The sequence below is a fragment of the Streptomyces sp. NPDC002566 genome (assembly GCF_042889585.1).
Lineage (GTDB): Bacteria > Actinomycetota > Actinomycetes > Streptomycetales > Streptomycetaceae > Streptomyces.
This window is the reverse complement of record NZ_JBIARD010000001.1, coordinates 1,545,216-1,562,886: the sequence shown is the minus strand read 5'-3', so window position 1 is coordinate 1,562,886 and position 17,671 is coordinate 1,545,216. Positions and strand designations below refer to the sequence as shown.

General features: G+C 73.8%; 16 protein-coding genes. 5 read left to right on the top strand and 11 right to left on the bottom strand.

Going from position 1 to position 17,671, the window contains the following annotated elements:
- Positions 1–90: 90 nt before the first annotated feature.
- On the bottom strand, positions 91–1,380 hold the full coding sequence (locus ACFYXA_RS06865; protein WP_389028846.1) for a DUF6777 domain-containing protein: 1,290 nt from the start codon (positions 1,378–1,380) through the stop codon (positions 91–93).
- Between the two features lie 223 nt (positions 1,381–1,603).
- On the opposite strand from ACFYXA_RS06865, the gene ACFYXA_RS06860 reads away from it, so the two are divergent.
- Entirely contained in the window at positions 1,604–2,881 is a 1,278-nt protein-coding gene (locus ACFYXA_RS06860; protein WP_389028843.1) for a streptophobe family protein, read from the top strand.
- A gap of 45 nt (positions 2,882–2,926) precedes the next feature.
- On the opposite strand, the gene ACFYXA_RS06855 is transcribed toward ACFYXA_RS06860, so the two are convergent.
- From ACFYXA_RS06855 to mgrA, 5 genes are all read right to left on the bottom strand, one after another.
- Positions 2,927–3,895, bottom strand: a complete 969-nt coding sequence (locus ACFYXA_RS06855) for a serine/threonine-protein kinase (RefSeq protein ID WP_352251790.1) — start codon at positions 3,893–3,895, stop codon at positions 2,927–2,929.
- Positions 3,892–4,470, bottom strand: coding sequence for a hypothetical protein (locus ACFYXA_RS06850; RefSeq protein WP_389028839.1), 579 nt, complete (start codon positions 4,468–4,470; stop codon positions 3,892–3,894). The genes ACFYXA_RS06855 and ACFYXA_RS06850 overlap by 4 nt, the downstream gene beginning before the upstream one ends.
- 8 nt (positions 4,471–4,478) lie before the next feature.
- Positions 4,479–6,818 (bottom strand): FHA domain-containing protein, encoded by a 2,340-nt coding sequence (locus tag ACFYXA_RS06845; RefSeq protein WP_389028836.1) that lies wholly within the window; start codon positions 6,816–6,818, stop codon positions 4,479–4,481.
- A gap of 56 nt (positions 6,819–6,874) precedes the next feature.
- Positions 6,875–7,285, bottom strand: coding sequence for a hypothetical protein (locus ACFYXA_RS06840; RefSeq protein WP_389028833.1), 411 nt, complete (start codon positions 7,283–7,285; stop codon positions 6,875–6,877).
- 386 nt (positions 7,286–7,671) lie between these two features.
- Positions 7,672–8,664 (bottom strand): L-glyceraldehyde 3-phosphate reductase, encoded by a 993-nt coding sequence (gene mgrA / locus ACFYXA_RS06835; RefSeq protein WP_352251796.1) that lies wholly within the window; start codon positions 8,662–8,664, stop codon positions 7,672–7,674.
- Positions 8,665–8,836: 172 nt separating this feature from the next.
- Between mgrA and ACFYXA_RS06830 the strand changes: the two genes are divergently transcribed.
- Both ACFYXA_RS06830 and ACFYXA_RS06825 read left to right on the top strand, forming a co-directional pair.
- The gene (locus tag ACFYXA_RS06830) at positions 8,837–9,745 is read left to right on the top strand and encodes a LysR substrate-binding domain-containing protein (RefSeq protein WP_352251798.1); all 909 of its coding nucleotides are present in this window, start codon (positions 8,837–8,839) and stop codon (positions 9,743–9,745) included.
- Positions 9,746–9,923: 178 nt separating this feature from the next.
- Positions 9,924–10,439: a DinB family protein gene (locus tag ACFYXA_RS06825; RefSeq protein WP_352251800.1), complete on the top strand. Its 516-nt coding sequence runs from the start codon at positions 9,924–9,926 to the stop codon at positions 10,437–10,439.
- Here ACFYXA_RS06825 and ACFYXA_RS06820 read toward each other — a convergent pair.
- Both ACFYXA_RS06820 and ACFYXA_RS06815 read right to left on the bottom strand, forming a co-directional pair.
- Positions 10,421–11,500: an adenosine deaminase gene (locus ACFYXA_RS06820; RefSeq protein WP_352251802.1), complete on the bottom strand. Its 1,080-nt coding sequence runs from the start codon at positions 11,498–11,500 to the stop codon at positions 10,421–10,423. The two genes, ACFYXA_RS06825 and ACFYXA_RS06820, sit on opposite strands and share 19 nt — an antisense overlap.
- Positions 11,501–11,562: 62 nt before the next feature.
- On the bottom strand, positions 11,563–11,955 hold the full coding sequence (locus tag ACFYXA_RS06815; RefSeq protein WP_389028828.1) for a VOC family protein: 393 nt from the start codon (positions 11,953–11,955) through the stop codon (positions 11,563–11,565).
- Between the two features lie 626 nt (positions 11,956–12,581).
- On the opposite strand from ACFYXA_RS06815, the gene ACFYXA_RS06810 reads away from it, so the two are divergent.
- Positions 12,582–13,109: a DUF3291 domain-containing protein gene (locus tag ACFYXA_RS06810; RefSeq protein WP_352251806.1), complete on the top strand. Its 528-nt coding sequence runs from the start codon at positions 12,582–12,584 to the stop codon at positions 13,107–13,109.
- Positions 13,110–13,144: 35 nt separating this feature from the next.
- On the opposite strand, the gene ACFYXA_RS06805 is transcribed toward ACFYXA_RS06810, so the two are convergent.
- Positions 13,145–13,708, bottom strand: a complete 564-nt coding sequence (locus ACFYXA_RS06805; protein WP_389028824.1) for a cysteine hydrolase family protein — start codon at positions 13,706–13,708, stop codon at positions 13,145–13,147.
- Between the two features lie 145 nt (positions 13,709–13,853).
- Positions 13,854–15,173, bottom strand: coding sequence for an aldehyde dehydrogenase family protein (locus tag ACFYXA_RS06800; protein ID WP_389028821.1), 1,320 nt, complete (start codon positions 15,171–15,173; stop codon positions 13,854–13,856).
- Between the two features lie 308 nt (positions 15,174–15,481).
- Between ACFYXA_RS06800 and ACFYXA_RS06795 the strand changes: the two genes are divergently transcribed.
- Positions 15,482–16,513 carry an acyl-CoA dehydrogenase family protein gene (locus tag ACFYXA_RS06795; RefSeq protein WP_389028818.1) on the top strand — a complete coding sequence of 344 codons (1,032 nt, stop codon included), beginning with the start codon at positions 15,482–15,484 and terminating at the stop codon, positions 16,511–16,513.
- Positions 16,514–16,526: 13 nt separating this feature from the next.
- On the opposite strand, the gene ACFYXA_RS06790 is transcribed toward ACFYXA_RS06795, so the two are convergent.
- Positions 16,527–17,669: an LLM class flavin-dependent oxidoreductase gene (locus ACFYXA_RS06790; RefSeq protein WP_389028815.1), complete on the bottom strand. Its 1,143-nt coding sequence runs from the start codon at positions 17,667–17,669 to the stop codon at positions 16,527–16,529.
- Between the last annotated feature and the right edge of the window lie 2 nt (positions 17,670–17,671).

The following is a 17,671-nucleotide window of genomic DNA, read 5'->3' as shown; positions in this document are numbered from 1 at the left end:
CGCTGCTGCACGAGAGCTCGTACCCCGTACCGCGCGACGCAGTCCACCCGTTTGTGCGGCGGCCGCATGGAGTGGCTCACAGCGACCGGCTCACAGGGTGGGCCCACCGGTGGCGGAGTCCGGGGGCACCTGGGGAGTCACGCCGTGTCCGGCCGAGGAGGGCGCCGAGTCGCTGGGCGCCTCGGTCTGCGGGGGAGGCTCGGGCGACGGTTCCTCGGTCTCCGGTGCGCTCTCCGGTTCACTCTCGGGCTCGGGCGTCGCTTCGGACGACGGCGGTGGCTCGGAGGGCGGCGATTCGGGCTTCTCGGGCGATTCCGATCCGGGGCCGGGCGGGGACGGGGCGGTGGACGGCGAGCCCGGGCCCTCGGACGGTGAGCCGCTCGGCGAGAGGGCGCTCGGGGAGGGTTCGGGCGTGGTCGCCGGGGGCTTCGCGGGGCGGTCCTTGTCGCCGGTGTCGCCGCGGTCCCGGGTGAACCAGGCGTGGGCGGCGGCGTCGTAGAGCACGAACGTCTCGACGACCTTCGCCGACGGTGTGATCACGACGACCTTCGAGGCGTCGTAGCCGGGCCAGGGTTCGCCGGTGATGCGGGGCGTGGTCCGCTGGGCGACGGGCGGGGTGAGCGGGTTGCCGCAGGCGCAGCGCACCCGGGGCACGCCGCGCGCGTCGACGAGGACGGCGGTGCCGCTCTGCAGGACGGCCTGGTAGGGGGTGGCTCGGCCGTCGCGGTAGCCGTGGTTGGTGACGCGGGTGTCCATGCGCAGCCGTACGGGGGTGAGGGAGCGCAGGTAGGCGGGGACCGCGGCGGGTCCGACGCCGGCGACGGAGGCGAACGCGCTGTTCTTGGCGGGCTCCGCCTTGAGCGCGGCGATCTGTTTCTCCACGTCGCAGGCGGCGACCTTACGGGTGCCGCCGTACAGGCCCGGGGTCGCGCCGTCGACGCCCCGCAGGGTGTTGGCGGGCGGGGAGGCCGGGCCCGACGGGGTGGCGGAGGCGGTCGGGGTGGGCGGGGCGGAGCTGTCGTTGACGGTGGACCCGGTGAAGGGGTCCGGGCCGGTCGCCCCCGCCGGCTGGAGGAACACCTCGCCCTGGCTCGCGGGGGCGGCCCCGCCACCGCCGCCGCCCCGGGTCAGGGTCACGACGAGGGCGACGACCACCGCGACGACGAGGGCGGCGGCGAGCAGTGCGGTGCGGGAGGCGTGTCTCCACCAGGGGCGGCGCGGTCCGGGGCCGCCGGCGGACGAGCCGCCGGGAGGGCCGCCCCCGAAGCCCCCGGGCGGCCCGGGCGGGGAGGGCGGGGGCTGGGACGGGCCGGACAGGGGGCCCGACGGCGGGCCAGTGGGGCGGGGCCCTGCCGGGCCGTCCGGGGGTTCGACGCTCACGAGCACTCCCCACCTGCGCGGCTGCCCCGCGCGCTGTCTGCGGCGGCACTGTCGCCCAGGGCAGCGCTATCGGGCGAAGTGCACCTCTTTGATCCACATCATCCCCATTGTGTGCTCCGGTCGTGCGCCGCCCGCAAGCGGACGCGTCCCCGGAGGGACGCCGCGGGACGCGGACGGCTCTCCTGGGCGCGCGCGGGCCGGTGGGGGTGCTTAGCGTGGCAGCGTGAGCCGGCCCACCCCCTCCCACCAGGCAGTCGCCCGTCGTCACGGCTGGGTGCAGGCGCTCGGCGTGGCCCTGGCCGCGCTGGTCGTCATGGGCGTCGTGGCCGCGCTCGGGCTGTGGGCGGCGGGGGCGGCGGATCTGCCCGACGGGGCGTTCCCCCGGGTGGTCGCGGCGACCGTCGTGACGGCCGTCGGCGGCACGGTCGAGCTGTCCGGGGACGCGGGCGGCATCGCCGACACGCAGGCGGGGCTGACGGTGATGCCGCTGTCGGTGACGCTCGCCGGGGCGCTGGTGGCGGCCGCCGGGTTTCTGTGGCCGCTGCGTCATCGCGCGGTCGCCGGGGCGGCGGAGCTGGCGGGCTGGGCGGCACGGATCGCCGTGGTGTTCCTGCTCGGTCTGCTGGCGGCGGCCCTCGCCGCCCGCCAGACCTTCGCCGTCTCGCTGGGCGACGACACGCTGACCGACCTGGGCGAGGTGTTCGGTGTGGCCCCGCGCGTCGGCTTCACGGCGAACGTGCCGCTGACGCTCGTGGTGGGGCTGCTGTGGCTGGCCGGGGTGCTGGTGCTGGCCCTGCTGGCGTCGCGCGGGGCGCCGCTGCCGGGCCGTCTGCTGCGCTGGCGGGAGCCGGTGCGGCCGGCGGCGTCGGCGATGGTGGCGCTGCTGCTCGCGTGTGTGGCGCTGGGCGTGCTGGCCGCCCTCGTCGCCGCGGCGAGTCGCGGTCATCCGGCGCGCACGGCCGCGGTGGTGCTGCTCGGGCTGCCCAACCTGGTGTGGCCGGCGTTCACCATCGGGCTCGGCGCGAGCTGGGAAGGGCGGGTGCAGGGGCCGTTCGGGCTGCCGATGCCGCCGGTGCTGGACGAGGCGCTGCGCGGTTCGGACACCGCGACGCTGAGTCTGAGCACGCTCGCCGAGCGGGACGGCCGGGTGTGGTGGCTGGTCGTGGTGGACGCGGTGCTGCTGGTGGGTGCGGCGTCCCTGATGGCGGGCCGTTCACCGGAGCGGACACCGCTGTGGCGGCACGCCGTGCGGATGGGCGTCGCGTTGACGGTGACCGTGCTGGCGATCTGCCTGCTGGGGCGGGTCTCGGCGCATTACGGCCTGTCGCTGTTCGGGATCAGCGACCTGGGCGGCGAGGGGTTGTCGGGGGACGTGTACCTGCGGCCCCGGCTGTGGACGGCGCTGGTGCCGGCCTTGCTGTGCGGGGTGGCCGCGGGATTCCTGGGCGGCCTGCTGGCCCGGGCGGCGCGCCGACGGGACGGGGCGACGCGGGCACGTTGACGCCTGGACGGGCACGTTGACGTCTGGACGGCGCTGGAGGCGCGCTCAATGGCGGGCCCCGATGACCGGGGTGGCCCAGGGGGGTGGTGGGGGCGGGGGATGGGGGTGGGGCTGGGTCGGGGGGTGAGGTGGGGAGTGGGAGGCGCCGGCGGTGCGCAGGGCGGCCACGAAGGTGAGGCAGGTGGGGTGGCGGTCCTCGGCCGTCTTGGCGAGGGCCCGGGCGAACACCTCGTCGACGGGTGGGGGCAGGTCGGGGCGGAGCTCGGTCAGCGGGGTCGGCTCATCGTACTGGTGGGCCCACAGCAGGGCCATGTCGTCGTCGCGCCGGAAGGGCGGCCGGCCCGCGAGGGTCTCGTAGACGACGCAGGCGAGCCCGTAGACGTCGCAGCGGCCGTCGACCGGGCGGCCGGAGATCTGCTCGGGGGCGACGTAGTCGAGGGTGCCGACGAACTGGCCCACGCTGGTGAAGCCGGTGAGGGACAGCGACTTCTTCGTCAGGCCGAAGTCGGTGAGGTAGACGTGCTCGGGGTGGTCGCTGTCGGTGCCGCGCGCGACGAGGATGTTGCCGGGCTTGACGTCCCGGTGGACGAGCCCGTGCTCGTGGGCCGCGTCGAGCGCGGAGGCGACCTGGGCGGCGATGCGGACGGCGGACGGCAGCGGCAGCGGGCCCCGGCTGTCGATGAGGTGGCGCAGGTCGCTGCCGGGGACGTAGCGCATGGCGATGTAGAGGACGCCGTCGGTCTCGCCGGCCTCGAACACGGGCACGATGTGCGGGTGGTCGATCGCCGCGGCCACCCGGGACTCGTGGGTGAACCGTCCGCGGAAGGTGTCGTTGCGGGCCAGTTCGGGCGCGAGCAGTTTGAGGGCGACCGTGCGGTCCAGGCGCAGGTCGCGGGCGCGGTAGACGACGGCCATGCCGCCGCGCCCGATCTCGGCCTCGATGCGGTAGCTCGCCACCTCCCGGCCGACCAACGCGGACGGCCGGCCGGAGAACAGGCTGGACTGGCGGCTCATCGGGGTTCGCCCTTGGGGGTGACGACCCGGGTGGGGGCGTGCCCGAGGTCCTCGGAGGCGGTGGCGGCGTGTCCGGCGTCCTCGGGCGGGGCGGGCGGTTCGTCGGCGGCGTAGGTGCTCAGCCCGGTGCCGTCGCCGTACGCCCAGCGCTCCTCGGCCGGGTCGTACAGCCACATGGACTCGCCGTCGACGACGACCCCGATGCGCAGGCCGCTGGTGCGGCGGCGGAAGGCCTCCCCGTCGAGCCCGCCGCCGGCGAGTTCCTCGACGGCGGCCCGGTAGCGCGCCAGGGCCTGTTCGGCGCGGCCCAGCAGGGGGCGGGGGTCGGCGACGGCGCCGCGGGGGGCGTCCGTGCCGGGCGGGTCCTGGGGTACGGCGATCAGACGGCGGCCGTCCACCCAGGCCGACCAGCCGTTGGCGCACAGCACGTGCCCCCAGTCGCCGCGCCGCTCGGTGAGCCGTACGGGCAGCAGCGCGTCGAGGGGGACGGTCGGCCGGGCGGGGTCGGGGGCCTCCCAGGCGGGCATCCCGTGCGGGGGGACGACGTGCGTGGGCAGGAAGCCGGGGGTCGCCATCGCATCGCCTACTTCCGCATCACGGCGGGCTCGTGCCGGCGCAGCAGACGGGAGACGACGAACCCGAAGACCGCCGACAGGACGAGGAGCATGCCGATGTCGAGGAGCCACACGCCCGCCGAGTGCGCGAAGAGCGGGTCGCCGGTCAGGTGGCCGGGGACGATGCGGGCGAGGTCCAGGGTGCCGGCCATGGCGGCGAACGCCCAGCGCGATGGCACCAGCCACGCGAGCTGCTCCAGGCCGGGCACGCCGTCCAGTTCCAACAGCGCGCCGCAGAACACCACCTGGACGATGGCGAGCAGCACCAGCAGCGGCATGGTCACCTCCTCCTTGCGCACGAGCGCGGAGACGAGGAGGCCGAGCATCATCGCCGTGAAGGACAGCAGGGCGACGGCGAGGGTGATCTCGATCAGCGGCGGCATCAGCACGCCTTCGCCGCCGGGTGCGCCGAGGTCCACGCCGAGCAGGGCGACGAGCGTCAGGACGACGGCCTGCACGATCGTGACGGCGCCCAGGACGACGATCTTCGACATCAGGTACATGGATCTGGACAGGCCCACCGCGCGTTCACGCCGGTAGATCGTGCGTTCCTTGACGAGTTCGCGCACGGCGTTGGCCGCGCCGGTGAGGACGCCGCCGACGCACAGGATGAGCAGCGCGTTCATGGCGGTGTCCCGGGTGAGCCGGCCGCCGGCGAGGGCGCGGCCCATGGCGCCCATCACGAACGGCAGGGCGATCATGATGATCAGGAAGGTGCGGTCGGCGAGCAGCGCGGCCGTGTAGCGGCGGACCAGCGTGCCGAGCTGGGCGATCCGGCTGCGGGGCCGGGGCGGCGGCAGCATGATCACGGGGCCTTCGCGGTCCAGGTGCGGCTGGGCGCTGGAGTTGGCGACGTAGTGCCGGTGGAACGCCGAGTCGCGGTACTCCCCCGCCCAGTCGCGTTCCCGGTCGCGTTCGAAGGCCTCGAACGCCTCGGGCCACTGGGTGAAGCCGAAGAAGGCGAGGGCGTCCTCGGGCGGGCCGTAGTAGGCGACCTTGCCGCCGGGCGCGAGGACGAGGAGCCGGTCGCACACGTCGAGGCTGAGGACGCTGTGGGTGACGACGATGACGGTGCGCCCGTCGTCGGCCAGACCGCGGAGCATGTGCATCACCGAGCGGTCCATGCCGGGGTCGAGCCCCGAGGTCGGCTCGTCGAGGAAGAGCAGCGACGGCTTGGTGAGCAGTTCGAGGGCCACGCTGACGCGTTTGCGCTGGCCGCCGGAGAGGCTGTGCACGGGCTGGTCGGCCCGCTGTTCCAGGCCCAGTTCGCGCAGGACCTCCTCGACCCGCTCCCGACGCTCGGCCTTCGCGGTGTCCTGCGGGAAGCGCAGTTCGGCGGCGTAGGCGAGGGCGCTGCGCACGGTGAGCTGGAGGTGCAGGATGTCGTCCTGGGGGACGAGGCCGATGCGCTGGCGCAGTTCGGCGTAGTCGCGGTAGAGGTCGCGGCCGTCGTAGACGACGGTGCCGTGGTCGGCGGGGCGCTGGCCGGTGAGGGCGTTGAGGAGGGTGGACTTGCCGGCGCCGCTGGGGCCGACGACGGCGAGCAGGCACTTCTCCCCCACCGGGAACGACACGTCGTCGAGGAGGACCTTGCGGCCGTGTTCGACGGCGACGGTGAGGTCCTGGACGTCGAGGGAGACCTCGCCGGTGTCGACGTACTCCTGGAGTTCGTCCCCGACCAGGCAGAACGCCCAGTGGCCGATGCCGACGATGTCGCCGGGGCCGATCGGGGCGGCGGTGACGGGCAGGCCGTTGAGGTAGGTGCCGTTGTGGCTCTCGAGGTCGGCTATCTCGTAGCCCCCGTCGGGCAGGGCGCGCAGTTCGGCGTGCCGGCGGGAGACGACCAGGTCGTCGAGGACGAGGTCGTTGTCGGGGGCGCGGCCGATGCGGACGGTGCGGGCGGGCAGCGGGCGGACGCTGGTGGGGTGCCGGAAGGTGCCGGTGAGCGCGGGCTCGGAGACCGCGGCCGGGCCGGGCGGCTCGGAGGCGGGGTGGTCGGTGAGCAGGACGCTCGGGCCGTCGTCGGGGCTGCCGAAGCGCAGGACGCTGCCGGGGCCGATGTCCGAGACGCGGACGCGCCGGCCGTCTACGTAGGTGCCGTTGGTGCTGTCGGCGTCCAGTACCGTCCAGTGGTCGCCCTCGGGGCGCAGGACCGCGTGGTGCCAGGAGACACGGGCGTCGTCGAGGACGATGTCGCTGAGCGGGTCGCGGCCGACGTGGTAGTCGCGGCCGGGAAACATCACTGTGGAACCCGTCTCGGTGTTCAGGACGAGTTCGGGAGCCGTCGAGGCGAACGGGCGCTCCACCATGACCGGATTCTATCGATTCGCCACCAGGTGCGCCCATTCGGAGTACGAGGCGGTCGTCAGCCGACGGGGACGAACAGCGCCGGAACGGTGCGCTGCATGCGCAGGGCGTCGACCGACTCGGCGAGCAGTTCGTACTCGGTGGTCTCGTCGCTCACGGCGATCCGCACCAGCCGGCCGCCCGCCAACTCGTCGGCGACCAGTTCCTGTCGGCCCGGGTCGGCGCACCAGGCGCGCAGCAGACGGGGCACGTCGGCGACGGTGTCGGCGACCGGGACGAGGGCGCCCGGCGGGAAGGCCTCGTCGTCGGGACTGGGGTCGAGCCGTTCGGCGATCCAGGAGGCCCGGTCGCGCAGCCACCACAGGGCGAGGGCCAGGGTCGGGGCCCGGTAGGTGCCGAGCGGGACGCCGATGCGCCGGCCGGCGCAGACCCCGTATGCGGTGACATGGCACAGGAATTCGTCGTGCACGACCTTCTCCCCCGTCGCTCGCCTGCCGGTGCGGCCTCGCTTTCCGTGCGGCTCCTGTGGGGTGAACTGCCCCTGACCTTCGAGTATGTTCACATCTAAAACACTGTCACCACGACATTCCGGCCAGTCTCCTGGCATATTCCGTGGCGTTCATGGCCGAAAGCGTTTGCCGACCGGGGGCGGGGGAGGTCGCCGGTACCGGGGCGCGCTGCGGGAGTTGCCCGCCGGCCTGCGCGGACGCGCGTGCGGGAGCCGGGCGGGGCCGGGGCTCGGGCCGTGGTGGGGCGGAACTTCGTCGACTTCTTACGGACCCGCGGGCTTGCCAGGACCCGCGGGACCGTCGGGGGACGTCGGTGAGGTCGGCGCACGGTGACGCCTTCGGCGGTTCAGCCGCTGATCACCGCGTCGATCCGGGCCAGTTCACCGGCCTCGAAGTCCAGGTTGTCCAGGGCGCCGACGCTGTCCTCGATCTGCCGGGCGCTGCTCGCGCCGACCAGGGCGGAGGTCACACGCCCGCCGCGCAGCACCCAGGCCAGCGCCATCTGGGCGAGGGACTGGCCACGGGACTTGGCGATCTCGTCCAGTGCGCGCAGCTTGCCGACCAGTTCGCCGGTGAGCTTGTCGGAGTTCAGGAACGGGCTGTCGCTCGCGGCCCGCGAGTCCTCCGGGATGCCGTCGAGGTAGCGGCCGGTGAGCACGCCCTGCTCCAGCGGCGAGAAGACGATGGAGCCGACCTGGAGTTCGTCCAGGGCGTCCAGCAGGCCGCCGGTCTCGGGCCGGCGGTCCAGCATCGAGTAGCGCGGCTGGTGGATGAGGAGCGGGGTGCCCAGCTCGCCGAGGATGCGGGCGGCCTCCCGGGTCTGCTCCGCCGAGTAGTTGGACACGCCGACGTAGAGCGCCTTGCCCTGCTGGACGGCCGAGTGCAGCGCGCCCATCGTCTCCTCCAGCGGAGTCTCCGGGTCGGGGCGGTGCGAGTAGAAGACGTCGACGTAGTCCAGGCCCATCCGCTTCAGGCTCTGGTCCAGCGAGGACAGCACGTACTTGCGCGAACCCCACTCGCCGTACGGGCCGGGCCACATCAGGTACCCGGCCTTGGTGGAGATCACCAGTTCGTCGCGGTAGGCCGCGAAGTCGGACTTCAGGAAGCCGCCGAGCGCGGTCTCGGCGGCGCCGGGCGGCGGGCCGTAGTTGTTGGCGAGGTCGAAGTGCGTCACGCCGAGGTCGAAGGCGCGCCGCAGGATCGCCCGCTGGGTCTCCGCGGACCGGTCCGGGCCGAAGTTGTGCCACAGGCCGAGCGACAGTGCGGGGAGCATCAGGCCGCTGCGTCCGGTGCGCCGGTAGGGCATGTCCGCGTAGCGGTCGGGGTGTGCGGTGTACAACGCGACTCCAGGAAGGGTTGGCTCGGACGCCGGGCGGGCCGACGGGAGCGTCGGCGTGGCGGGGTCCGGGTGGTCGGTGCTTCTCGTGAACGCCCGGTCCACTCTGTCGCGACCTGCGGGTAGTGGTCCAACAGAAGAATCCGATGGTATTCAGCGGATACGCTTCTCAATCATGGAACTGCGCCACCTCCAGCATTTCGTCGCGGTCGCCGAGGACCAGCATTTCACCCGGGCCGCCGAACGCCTCATGGTGTCCCAGTCGGGCCTGTCAGCCTCGATCCGGGCGCTGGAGCGGGAGCTGCGGGCGCCGCTGTTCGTGCGTACGACCCGCCGGGTGACGTTGACGGAGGCGGGGCGTGCGCTGCTGGCGGAGGCGCGGCGGATCCTGGCGCAGGTGCGGGCGGCCCACGAGGCGGTGGCCGCCGTGCAGGGCGTGGTGCGGGGCACGCTCGCGGTGGGCACCGAGCAGTGCATCGCGGGCGTGCACGTGGCGGGGCTGCTGGCGGCGTTCCGGCGGCGGCACCCGGACGTGGAGATCCGGCTGCGGCAGTCCGGATCGGGCGCGCTCGCCGAGGAGGTAGCCGCCGGGCGGCTGGACCTGGCCTTCGCCTACCGCACCCGGGCCGACAGCGACCAGCTGCGCTCCGTCCCCCTGGCCGGTGAGCCGATGTACGTGCTGTGCCATCCCGACCACCGGCTCGCCGGCGGCCCGGCGGCGCTGGGCCCGGCCGACGTCGCCGGGGAGGTGTTCGTCGACTTCCACCCGGACTGGGGGCCGCGCCGGGCCACCGACGCCGCCTTCGCCGCGGCCGACGTCCACCGGACGGTCGCCCTGGAGGTCAACGACGTGCACAGTCTGCTGGACCTGGTGGACGAGAACCTCGGCATCGCCGTCGTACCGCGCCACTTCCGGCACAAGCGGACGGCGCTCACCGCGCTGCCGCTGAAGGGCGCGGACGAGGTGGTGTACGAGACGGTCGCCCTGCTGCCGCCCCCGGAGGCGACCAGCCCCGCGGCGCGGGCGCTGATGGCGCTGCTGGAGACGGGCGGCGGCGAACGGCACGGCCTCGGGGACGGGTGAGCGGGGGCGGCTGCCGGGGCGGACGGGCGGGGCCGGATCGGAGGCGGGCGGGGCCGGATCGGAGGCGGGTGCGGGCGGGGCCGGATCGGGGGCGGGTGCGGGCGGGGCCGGATCGGGGGCGGGTGCGGGCGCGGCCGGATCGGGGGCGGGTGCGGGCGGGGTGCGCGATGGTGGACGTATGCACGCCAAGGACATCCTCATCGACGCGTACGGCCGGGTCCGGGAAGAGGTCCACGCCGCCGTCGAGGGCCTGGACGCCGACGAGCTCAACGCCCGCCCCACCGCCGAGACCAACTCGGTGGCCTGGCTGGTCTGGCATCTCACCCGCGTCCAGGACGACCACGTCGCGGACGCCTTCGGGCTCGACCAGGTGTGGCCGTCCCAGGACTGGGAGAAACGGTTCGGCCTGGACCTTCCGCGCCTCGACACCGGGTACGGCCACAGCGCGGCGCAGGTCGCCCGGGTGCGGGTCGACTCACCCGCGCTGCTGACCGGCTACCACGACGCCGTCCACGCGCAGACGCTCCAGGCGCTGCGCACGATGACTGCGGCGGACCTCGGGCGGATCGTGGACGAGCGCTGGGACCCGCCGGTCACGCTGGGCGTGCGCCTGGTCAGCGTCCTGTCCGACGACCTCCAGCACGTCGGACAGGCCGCCTATGCGCGCGGGCTGCTTCAGAGCGCGGTGGCGTAAGCCGGCAGGACGACGTCCTCGATCAGGGCGTTGCGCTCGTCGAACGGGACGAACGCGCTCTTGAGGGCGTTGACGGTGACCGTGCGCAGGTCCTCGACCGTCCAGCCCGCCTCCTCGACGAGGAGGGACATCTCGCGGGTCATCGTGGTGCCGGAGACCAGGCGGTTGTCGGTGTTGAGGGTGACGCGGAAGCCGAGGTCCTTCAGCGCGGTGATCGGGTGCTCGGCGATGGAGGACGCGGCGCCGGTCTGCAGGTTCGAGGTGGGGCACATCTCCAGCGCGATCCGGCGGTCGCGCACCCAGCCGGCCAGCCGGCCGAGCTTGCCGCCCGCGAGGTCGGGGATGTCGTCGGTGATGCGCACGCCGTGGCCGATGCGCTGGGCGCCGCACACGTGGAGCGCCTGGTGGATGCTGGGCAGGCCGTGGGCCTCGCCGGCGTGGATCGTGAACGGCACGTTCTCGCCGCGCAGGTACTCGAAGGCGTCCAGGTGGTCGGCGGGCGGGAAGCCGTCCTCGGCGCCGGCGATGTCGAAGCCGACGACGCCCGCGTCCCGGAAGGCGACGGCGAGGTCGGCGGTGGCGCGGGTGCGGTCGAACATGCGCATGCCGCAGAGCAGGGTGCCGACGCGGACCGGCGTGCCGGCGGCGGCCGCCCGGGCCATGCCGGCGGCGAGCCCCTCCTGGACGGTCTCGACGACCTCGGCGAGCGTCAGACCGCCCTTGAGCATCAGCTCGGGGGCGTAGCGGACCTCGCCGTAGACGACACCGTCTGCGGCCAGGTCGAGGACGTACTCCTCGGCGGTGCGCAGCAGCCCCTCGCGGGTCTGCATCACGGCGAGGGTGTGCTCGAAGGTGGCGATGTAGCGGACCAGGTCGCCGGAGTCGGCGGCCTCGACGTACCAGGCGGCCAGCTCGTCCGGGTCGGTGGTGGGCAGGGTGTGGCCGACGGCCTCGGCGAGCTCGACGACGGTGGCGGGACGCAGTCCGCCGTCGAGGTGGTCGTGCAGGACGGCCTTGGGGAGCCGGCGGATCAGGTCGGCGTCTACGCGCGTAGCGGTCATGGTGTGCGGTTCCTCGGGCGTGGCGGGAGGGAGGTGGAGAGGAGCGGGAAGGGCGCGGGGGCTCAGCCGGCGGGCTGGAGCAGGTCCCAGCGGTTGCCGTACAGGTCCTGGAAGACGGCGACGGAGCCGTACGGCTCGTGGCGGGGCTCCTCCAGGAAGGTCACGCCGGCGGCATGCATCCGGGCGTGGTCGCCGGCGAAGTCGTCGGTGTGCAGGAAGAAGCCGACGCGGCCGCCGGTCTGGTCGCCGACCCTGGCCCGCTGGGCGTCGTCCTTGGCGCGGGCGAGCAGCAGCCCGACGCCGCCCTGACGCTCACCCGGCCGCACGACGACCCACCGCGACCCGTCGGGCCGCGGCTCGTCCTCGACGAGCCGGAAGCCGAGGGCCTCGGTGTAGAAGCGGAGCGCGTCGTCATAGTCGTCGACGACGAGGGTGACCAGGGCGATGTGTGCCATCGGGACCTCTCGGAGGGGCGATTGACGGGAGAGGTTATACGTAAAACTCACCGGACGCCAGTCGTGCCCGGGGCGGGCGGAGGCGCACGGTGCGGCGGCCGGTGGGGGCGGGCCCGACATCGCGCGCGGGTCGGGGTGACGCCGCGACACCCGGAGGGCGTGACCGGGGTGGCCGGAGGGCGGGACGGGGTGCCCGGAGGGCGTGACCGGGGTGCCCGGAGGGCGTGACCGGGGTGCCCGGAGGGCGTGACCGGGGTGCCCGGAGGGCGTGACCGGGGTGCCCGGAGCCGAGCACCGCCCCCTACGGGTCGGACGCGTTCTGCGGCACAGGTACCGCGACTCGGGCCCGCCGAGCAAGCACGGATCACCCGATGACACGCGGCCCGCCTCACCGCCCCGACCCCGCAACCACCCGCCACAGGAGGCCACTTAGACGAGGAAAACGCAACTTCGACATGGTTCGCAGAGGCGGCTACCTTCACCTGGTCCTCGGCTGTCGGCCACGGCCGCGCAGGAGTTCCTTCAGGCTGAGCCGGCCGCGACGGGATGCGTCGGCCACGCATCCTCGCCCCACGCGTAAGCCGCCCCACCGGGTCCACGACAGGCCACCCACCAAGGAGAGACGCATGCCCCGCCTCGCGCTGTACACGTTCGGCGTCCTGAAGTCACCGCTCGCCGATCCCGGACGTCTCACACGGGAGTTCTACGACAGCGGTGATGCCGTCTACCGGCAGATCAGTCAGTACCCCGGGTACCTCGCGCACGCCGAAGCGGCAGACGGTGAGCGGGGCATGCTCTTCGGGGCCGACTGGGGCGCGTGGGGAGAGTTCGCCGTGCCGGCCTGGTACGGCAAGGGCCGTACGGCGCACACCACCGCCCTGGCCGCGACCCTCTCCCTCTGGACCGGCCCGCGCCCCGCCTTCGAGGCCGTCTACGCCGGCCCGCACCGCGAGGCGCTGAACAGGCGTCACGACTGGTTCGAGAGGACGGAACACCCGACGCACGTGCTCTGGTGGGTCTCCGACGCCGTGACACCCGTCTGGCAGGACGGGGTTGCCGGACTGGAACACCTCCACGCTCACGGCCCCGCGCCGCACGCCTTCACCTTCCGCCACTCGTTCGCCCCGGACGGAACCGCGACGGCCAGGAGGTGATGCCGGCTTGCCCTGCACACGAGGACGGCTTTCGGCTACCGCGGTGCCATGGCTTTGAGCCAGTCCTCGACGGCGACGACTTCCGCCCACTGCGGGAACAGCTTTTCGGTGAGCATCCGGTGCACTTCGGGGTCGGTGTCGAGGCAGGCGTCCGCCAGGACGGTGACGCCGAAGTCCAGATCGATGGCGTGCCACAGGGTGGACAGCACCACGGCGCTGGTGGCGATGCCGGTGAGGACAAGACTGTCGATGTCGCGAGCCCTGAGTACCAGGTCGAGGTCGCTGCCCGAGAAGGCGCTCCCCCGCCTCTTGGTGACCACGACGTCGCCTTGCCGGGGCGCGACGTCGTCATGGATCTCGGTGCCGGGCCGGCCCTCGGTGAACAGGCCGGCCCGCACGGCGTTCGTCATCACCTTGTTGCGGGGGCTGACTTCCCGATCGCCCGGCCGTAACACGAGCACCACGTAGATCACGGGGATCCCGGCAGCCCGCGCTCCGTCGATCGCCCTGCGCAAGCGCGGCAGATATCCCGAACCGTCGTCCGCGATGGCCACGACGTCCCGTTGGACGTCCATCACCAGAAGTGCACTGTTCGCCATGCTCGCCGTCCCTTCTCCGCGAGGAAACAGGAGCAAGTCTGATGGATCGACCGAGCCGTGGTGGGGGTTCAGGAGATCTTCATCAGCGCCGCGCCGCAGTGCACCCATGACGGGTGTCAGTCGACCCCGATCCGCAGGCGCCATCTCAGCTCAGGGGCTTGTCGAGGACCGCCTTGCGGTGGCTGAAGGTCTCCAGTGAGTAGCGGCCGTGGTAGTTGCCCGTGCCGCTCTCGCCCACGCCGCCGAAGGGAAGGTCGGAGACGGTGAGGTGGGCGAGGGGGAGGCCGTGGCCGAGGCCGCCGGAGGACGTCTCGGCGGCGACGCGGCGGCGGGTGTCCTCCGACTCGCTGAAGACGTACAGGGCGAGCGGCTTGTCGCGGTCGTTGATGAAGGCGATGGCCTCGTCGAGGCCGGAGACGGTCAGGATCGGCAGGACGGGGCCGAAGATCTCCTCCCGCATGACGGGCGACTCGGGGTCGACGTCGGCGAGGACGGTCGGCGCGATGTACTTGGCGGTGCGGTCGCTGTCGCCGCCCACGACCGTGCGGCCCGAGTCCAGGAGGGCGGTGAGCCGGTCGAAGTGGCGCTCGTTGACGATGCGGCCGTATTCCTCGCAGGCCTGAGGGTCCTTGCCGTAGAGCGCCTCGACGGCGGCGGTGAGCGCCGGTTCGAGGGCTGCGGCGGTCTCCGGGTCGGTCAGGACGTAGTCGGGGGCGACGCAGGTCTGGCCGGCGTTCAGGAACTTTCCGCGGGCCAGCCGGTCGGCGACCACCGTCAGGTCGGTGTCCCGGTCGATGAACACCGGTGACTTGCCGCCGAGTTCGAGGGTGACCGGGGTGAGGTGCTCGGCGGCGGCGCGCATCACGACGCGGCCGACGGTGCCGTTGCCGGTGTAGAAGACGTGGTCGAAGCGCTCGGCGAGCAGCGCCGTCGTCTCGGGGACGCCGCCCTCCACCACGGCGACGGCGTCGGTGTCGAGGTAGGCGGGCAGCAGCCGGGCCAGGGCGGCGGAGGTGGCGGGGGCCAGTTCGCTGGGCTTGGCGACGACCGCGTTGCCCGCGGCCAGGGCGCCGACCATCGGGGAGAGCAGGAGCTGGGCCGGGTAGTTCCAGGGGGCGATGACGAGGACGACGCCGAGCGGGTCGTACTGCGTCCAGGCGGTGGCGTCGTCGCCGAGGTGGGCGGGGACGGGGGCGGGCTCGGGGCGCAGCCAGTCGTCGAGACGGTCGAGGGTGTGGTCGATCTCGCGGACGGTGAAGTCGATCTCCGTGCGGTAGGCCTCGGTGCGGCTCTTGCCCAGGTCGGCGTGGAGGGCGGCGGCCAGTTCGGGGCCCTGTTCCGTGAGCATCTCGCGCAGCCGGCGCAGCTGCCCCGTGCGCCATTCGACGGGCTTGGTACGGCCGGTGCGGAAGGTGGCGCGCAGTCGGGCCACGGTCGCCGCGGGCTGCTCGGGGGTGTTGCTCATGGGTGCCTCGCTGGGTGGTTCGGATCCGGGGCCCTGGGGCGGGCTCCGGCTCGTCGTACGGGTGCGTGTTATTGGATGTAATGGCCAACCATCTTCGCGTGCCCCGCATTCCCGCACTCACGCATCGGTTTCCGGGGTCGGTCCGGCCTCCGCTCCAACGGCGGCCCCGCATCGGACGCCCCCGCATCGGACGCCCCCGCGCCAGGCGCCCCGCACCCCGACCGGGAGACCCGCGGCAGACGCCCCGCACCCCGACCGGAAAGAGCCGCGGCAGGCGCCCCGCACCCCTGACCGGAAGAATCGTCCGCATGACCGACGCCCCGCACCCCCTCGTCGCCGCCGCCCGGCGGCTCGCCGACGACCTCCTCGCCCCGCACGCCGAACGCGTCGACCAGGAGGGCGTGCCCCTGAGCCATCTCGCACAGATCCGGCGCTCGGGGCTCCTCGGCATCAACGCCCCGGTGGCGTACGGCGGTTCGGCCGCGCCCGCGGCTGTCGCACGGGAGACGGCGGAGATCCTCGCCGGGGCGTGCTGTTCGACGTGGTTCGTGCAGACGCAGCACCACACACCGGTGCTGACCCTGGCGAAGGGCGAAGGCCCGGCGCGCGAGCGCCTGTTGGGCCCGCTGGCCCGCGGGGAGCTGCTCTCCGGGGTCGCCTACGCCCATCTGCGGGCGCATCCGAGGACACCCGTGCGGGCGACCCGGGAGCGCGGCGGCTGGCGCTTCGACGGAACCGTGCCCTGGTACACGGGGTGGGGTCTGAACGACGTGATGCTGCTGGCCGGAGTGACCGAAGCCGACGAGGCGCTGTTCGTGTTCGTCGAGGCCCGCGAGCAGCCGGGCCTGACCGCCTCCGAGCCGATGCGGCTCGCCGCCCTGACCGCCGCCCGGACCGTCTCCCTGCGCCTGGACGGGCTGCGGGTGCCGGAGGAGGCGGTCGCGCTGCGGACGCCGTACGAGCGGTGGGCGGCGGCGGACCGCCCGAAGACGGTGAGCGCGAACCCGGCCGTCTTCGGTCTGGCGCGGGCCGCCCTCGCACTGCTCGACGAGGACACCGCCGCTCCCCTGCGCGCGCGTCTGGCCGACGTCCGCCGCCGGGCCTACGCCCTGGCCGACCGCCCCGACCCGCAGGAACGCGCGGCGGAGCCGCTGGAGCTCAGGACGCGGGCGTACGAGATCCTCCAGGCGGCCACCGTCGCCGCCGTGGTGTCGGGCGGCGGCCGCTCGATGCTGCTGACAAACCGGGCCCAGCGGCTGGCGCGCGAAGGCCTGTTCCTCCTCGTCCAGGGGCAGACGCGGGAGTCACGGGCCTCCCACCTGCGGGCGCTGGCGAGCTGACCTCGCAGGGAGCTCAGCTCGCGAACGGCACCTGCGCCGAGGGGGCGGTGTCGACGCGGAAGGGGTGGCGCCACACGCCCTGCTCGGCGAGGATCGGCAGCACGCCCTCCCCGAACCAGTACGCCTCCTCCAGGTGCGGGTAGCCGGACAGCACGAACTCCTCGATGCCCAGCTCCGCGTACTCCCGGATCCGTTCGGCGACCTCCGCGTGGCTGCCCACCAGCGCGGTGCCCGCGCCGCCGCGGACCAGTCCGATCCCGGCCCACAGGTTGGGGTGGATCTCCAGCCCGTCCCGGCCGCCGCCGTGCAGCGCCAGCATCCGCCGCTGCCCCTCGGACTCGCTGCGGGCGAGCCCGGCCTGGACGCTGCGTACGGTCTCGGGGTCGAAGCCGTCGAGCAGCCGCCCCGCCTCCGCCCACGCCGCCTGCGAGGTGTCCCGGGTGATGACGTGCAGCCGGATGCCGAACCGCAGCCGGCGCCCCTGCTTCGCCGCGAGCCCCCTGATCCAGGCGATCTTCTCGGCGACCTGGGCCGGCGGCTCGCCCCAGGTGAGGTAGACGTCGACGTGCCGGGCGGCGACCTCGCCGGCGATCGGCGAGGAGCCGCCGAAGTACACCTCGGGCACCGGGTCGGGCACCCGGGCGAGCCGGGCGTCCTCGACCTGGAGGTGCTCGCCGTGGAGGTCGACGGTCTTGCCGTCCCACAACTGCCGCACGATGTCGAGGAACTCGCCGGTGCGGCGGTAGCGGTCGTCCTTGTCGAGGAAGTCGCCGTAGGCCCGCTGCTCGTGGTTCTCGCCGCCGGTGACGACGTTCAGCAGGAGCCGTCCGCCGGACTGCCGCTGGAACGTGGACGCCATCTGCGCGGCCAGCGTCGGGGAGACCGAGCCGGGCCGGAAGGCGACGAGGAACTTCAGCCGCTCGGTGTTCTGGCTGACCATCGCCGTGGTCAGCCACGCGTCCTCGCACCAGGCGCCGGTCGGGGTGAGCGCGCCGACGAAGCCGAGGTCCTCCGCGGCGCGGGCGATCTGGCTCAGGTAGGCGACCGTCGGCGGGCGGTCCCGTCCGGAGGCGGTGGCGGGGGTGCCGTGGCCGCCGCCGACGACATGGCGGCTGTCGCCGTTGGTGGGCAGGAACCAGTGGAAGGTGAGGGACACGT

What these genes read in the sequence shown, in the direction of transcription:
- ACFYXA_RS06855 (WP_352251790.1), bottom strand. Translation starts at nt 3,895, where the DNA reads ATGAGCCGCCAGTCCAGCCTGTTCTCCGGCCGGCCGTCCGCGTTGGTC.
- ACFYXA_RS06850 (WP_389028839.1), bottom strand. Translation starts at nt 4,470, where the DNA reads ATGGCGACCCCCGGCTTCCTGCCCACGCACGTCGTCCCCCCGCACGGG.
- ACFYXA_RS06845 (WP_389028836.1), bottom strand. Translation starts at nt 6,818, where the DNA reads ATGGTGGAGCGCCCGTTCGCCTCGACGGCTCCCGAACTCGTCCTGAAC.
- ACFYXA_RS06830 (WP_352251798.1), top strand. Translation starts at nt 8,837, where the DNA reads ATGGAACTGCGCCACCTCCAGCATTTCGTCGCGGTCGCCGAGGACCAG.
- ACFYXA_RS06825 (WP_352251800.1), top strand. Translation starts at nt 9,924, where the DNA reads ATGCACGCCAAGGACATCCTCATCGACGCGTACGGCCGGGTCCGGGAA.
- ACFYXA_RS06820 (WP_352251802.1), bottom strand. Translation starts at nt 11,500, where the DNA reads ATGACCGCTACGCGCGTAGACGCCGACCTGATCCGCCGGCTCCCCAAG.
- ACFYXA_RS06815 (WP_389028828.1), bottom strand. Translation starts at nt 11,955, where the DNA reads ATGGCACACATCGCCCTGGTCACCCTCGTCGTCGACGACTATGACGAC.
- ACFYXA_RS06810 (WP_352251806.1), top strand. Translation starts at nt 12,582, where the DNA reads ATGCCCCGCCTCGCGCTGTACACGTTCGGCGTCCTGAAGTCACCGCTC.
- ACFYXA_RS06805 (WP_389028824.1), bottom strand. Translation starts at nt 13,708, where the DNA reads ATGGCGAACAGTGCACTTCTGGTGATGGACGTCCAACGGGACGTCGTG.
- ACFYXA_RS06800 (WP_389028821.1), bottom strand. Translation starts at nt 15,173, where the DNA reads ATGAGCAACACCCCCGAGCAGCCCGCGGCGACCGTGGCCCGACTGCGC.
- ACFYXA_RS06795 (WP_389028818.1), top strand. Translation starts at nt 15,482, where the DNA reads ATGACCGACGCCCCGCACCCCCTCGTCGCCGCCGCCCGGCGGCTCGCC.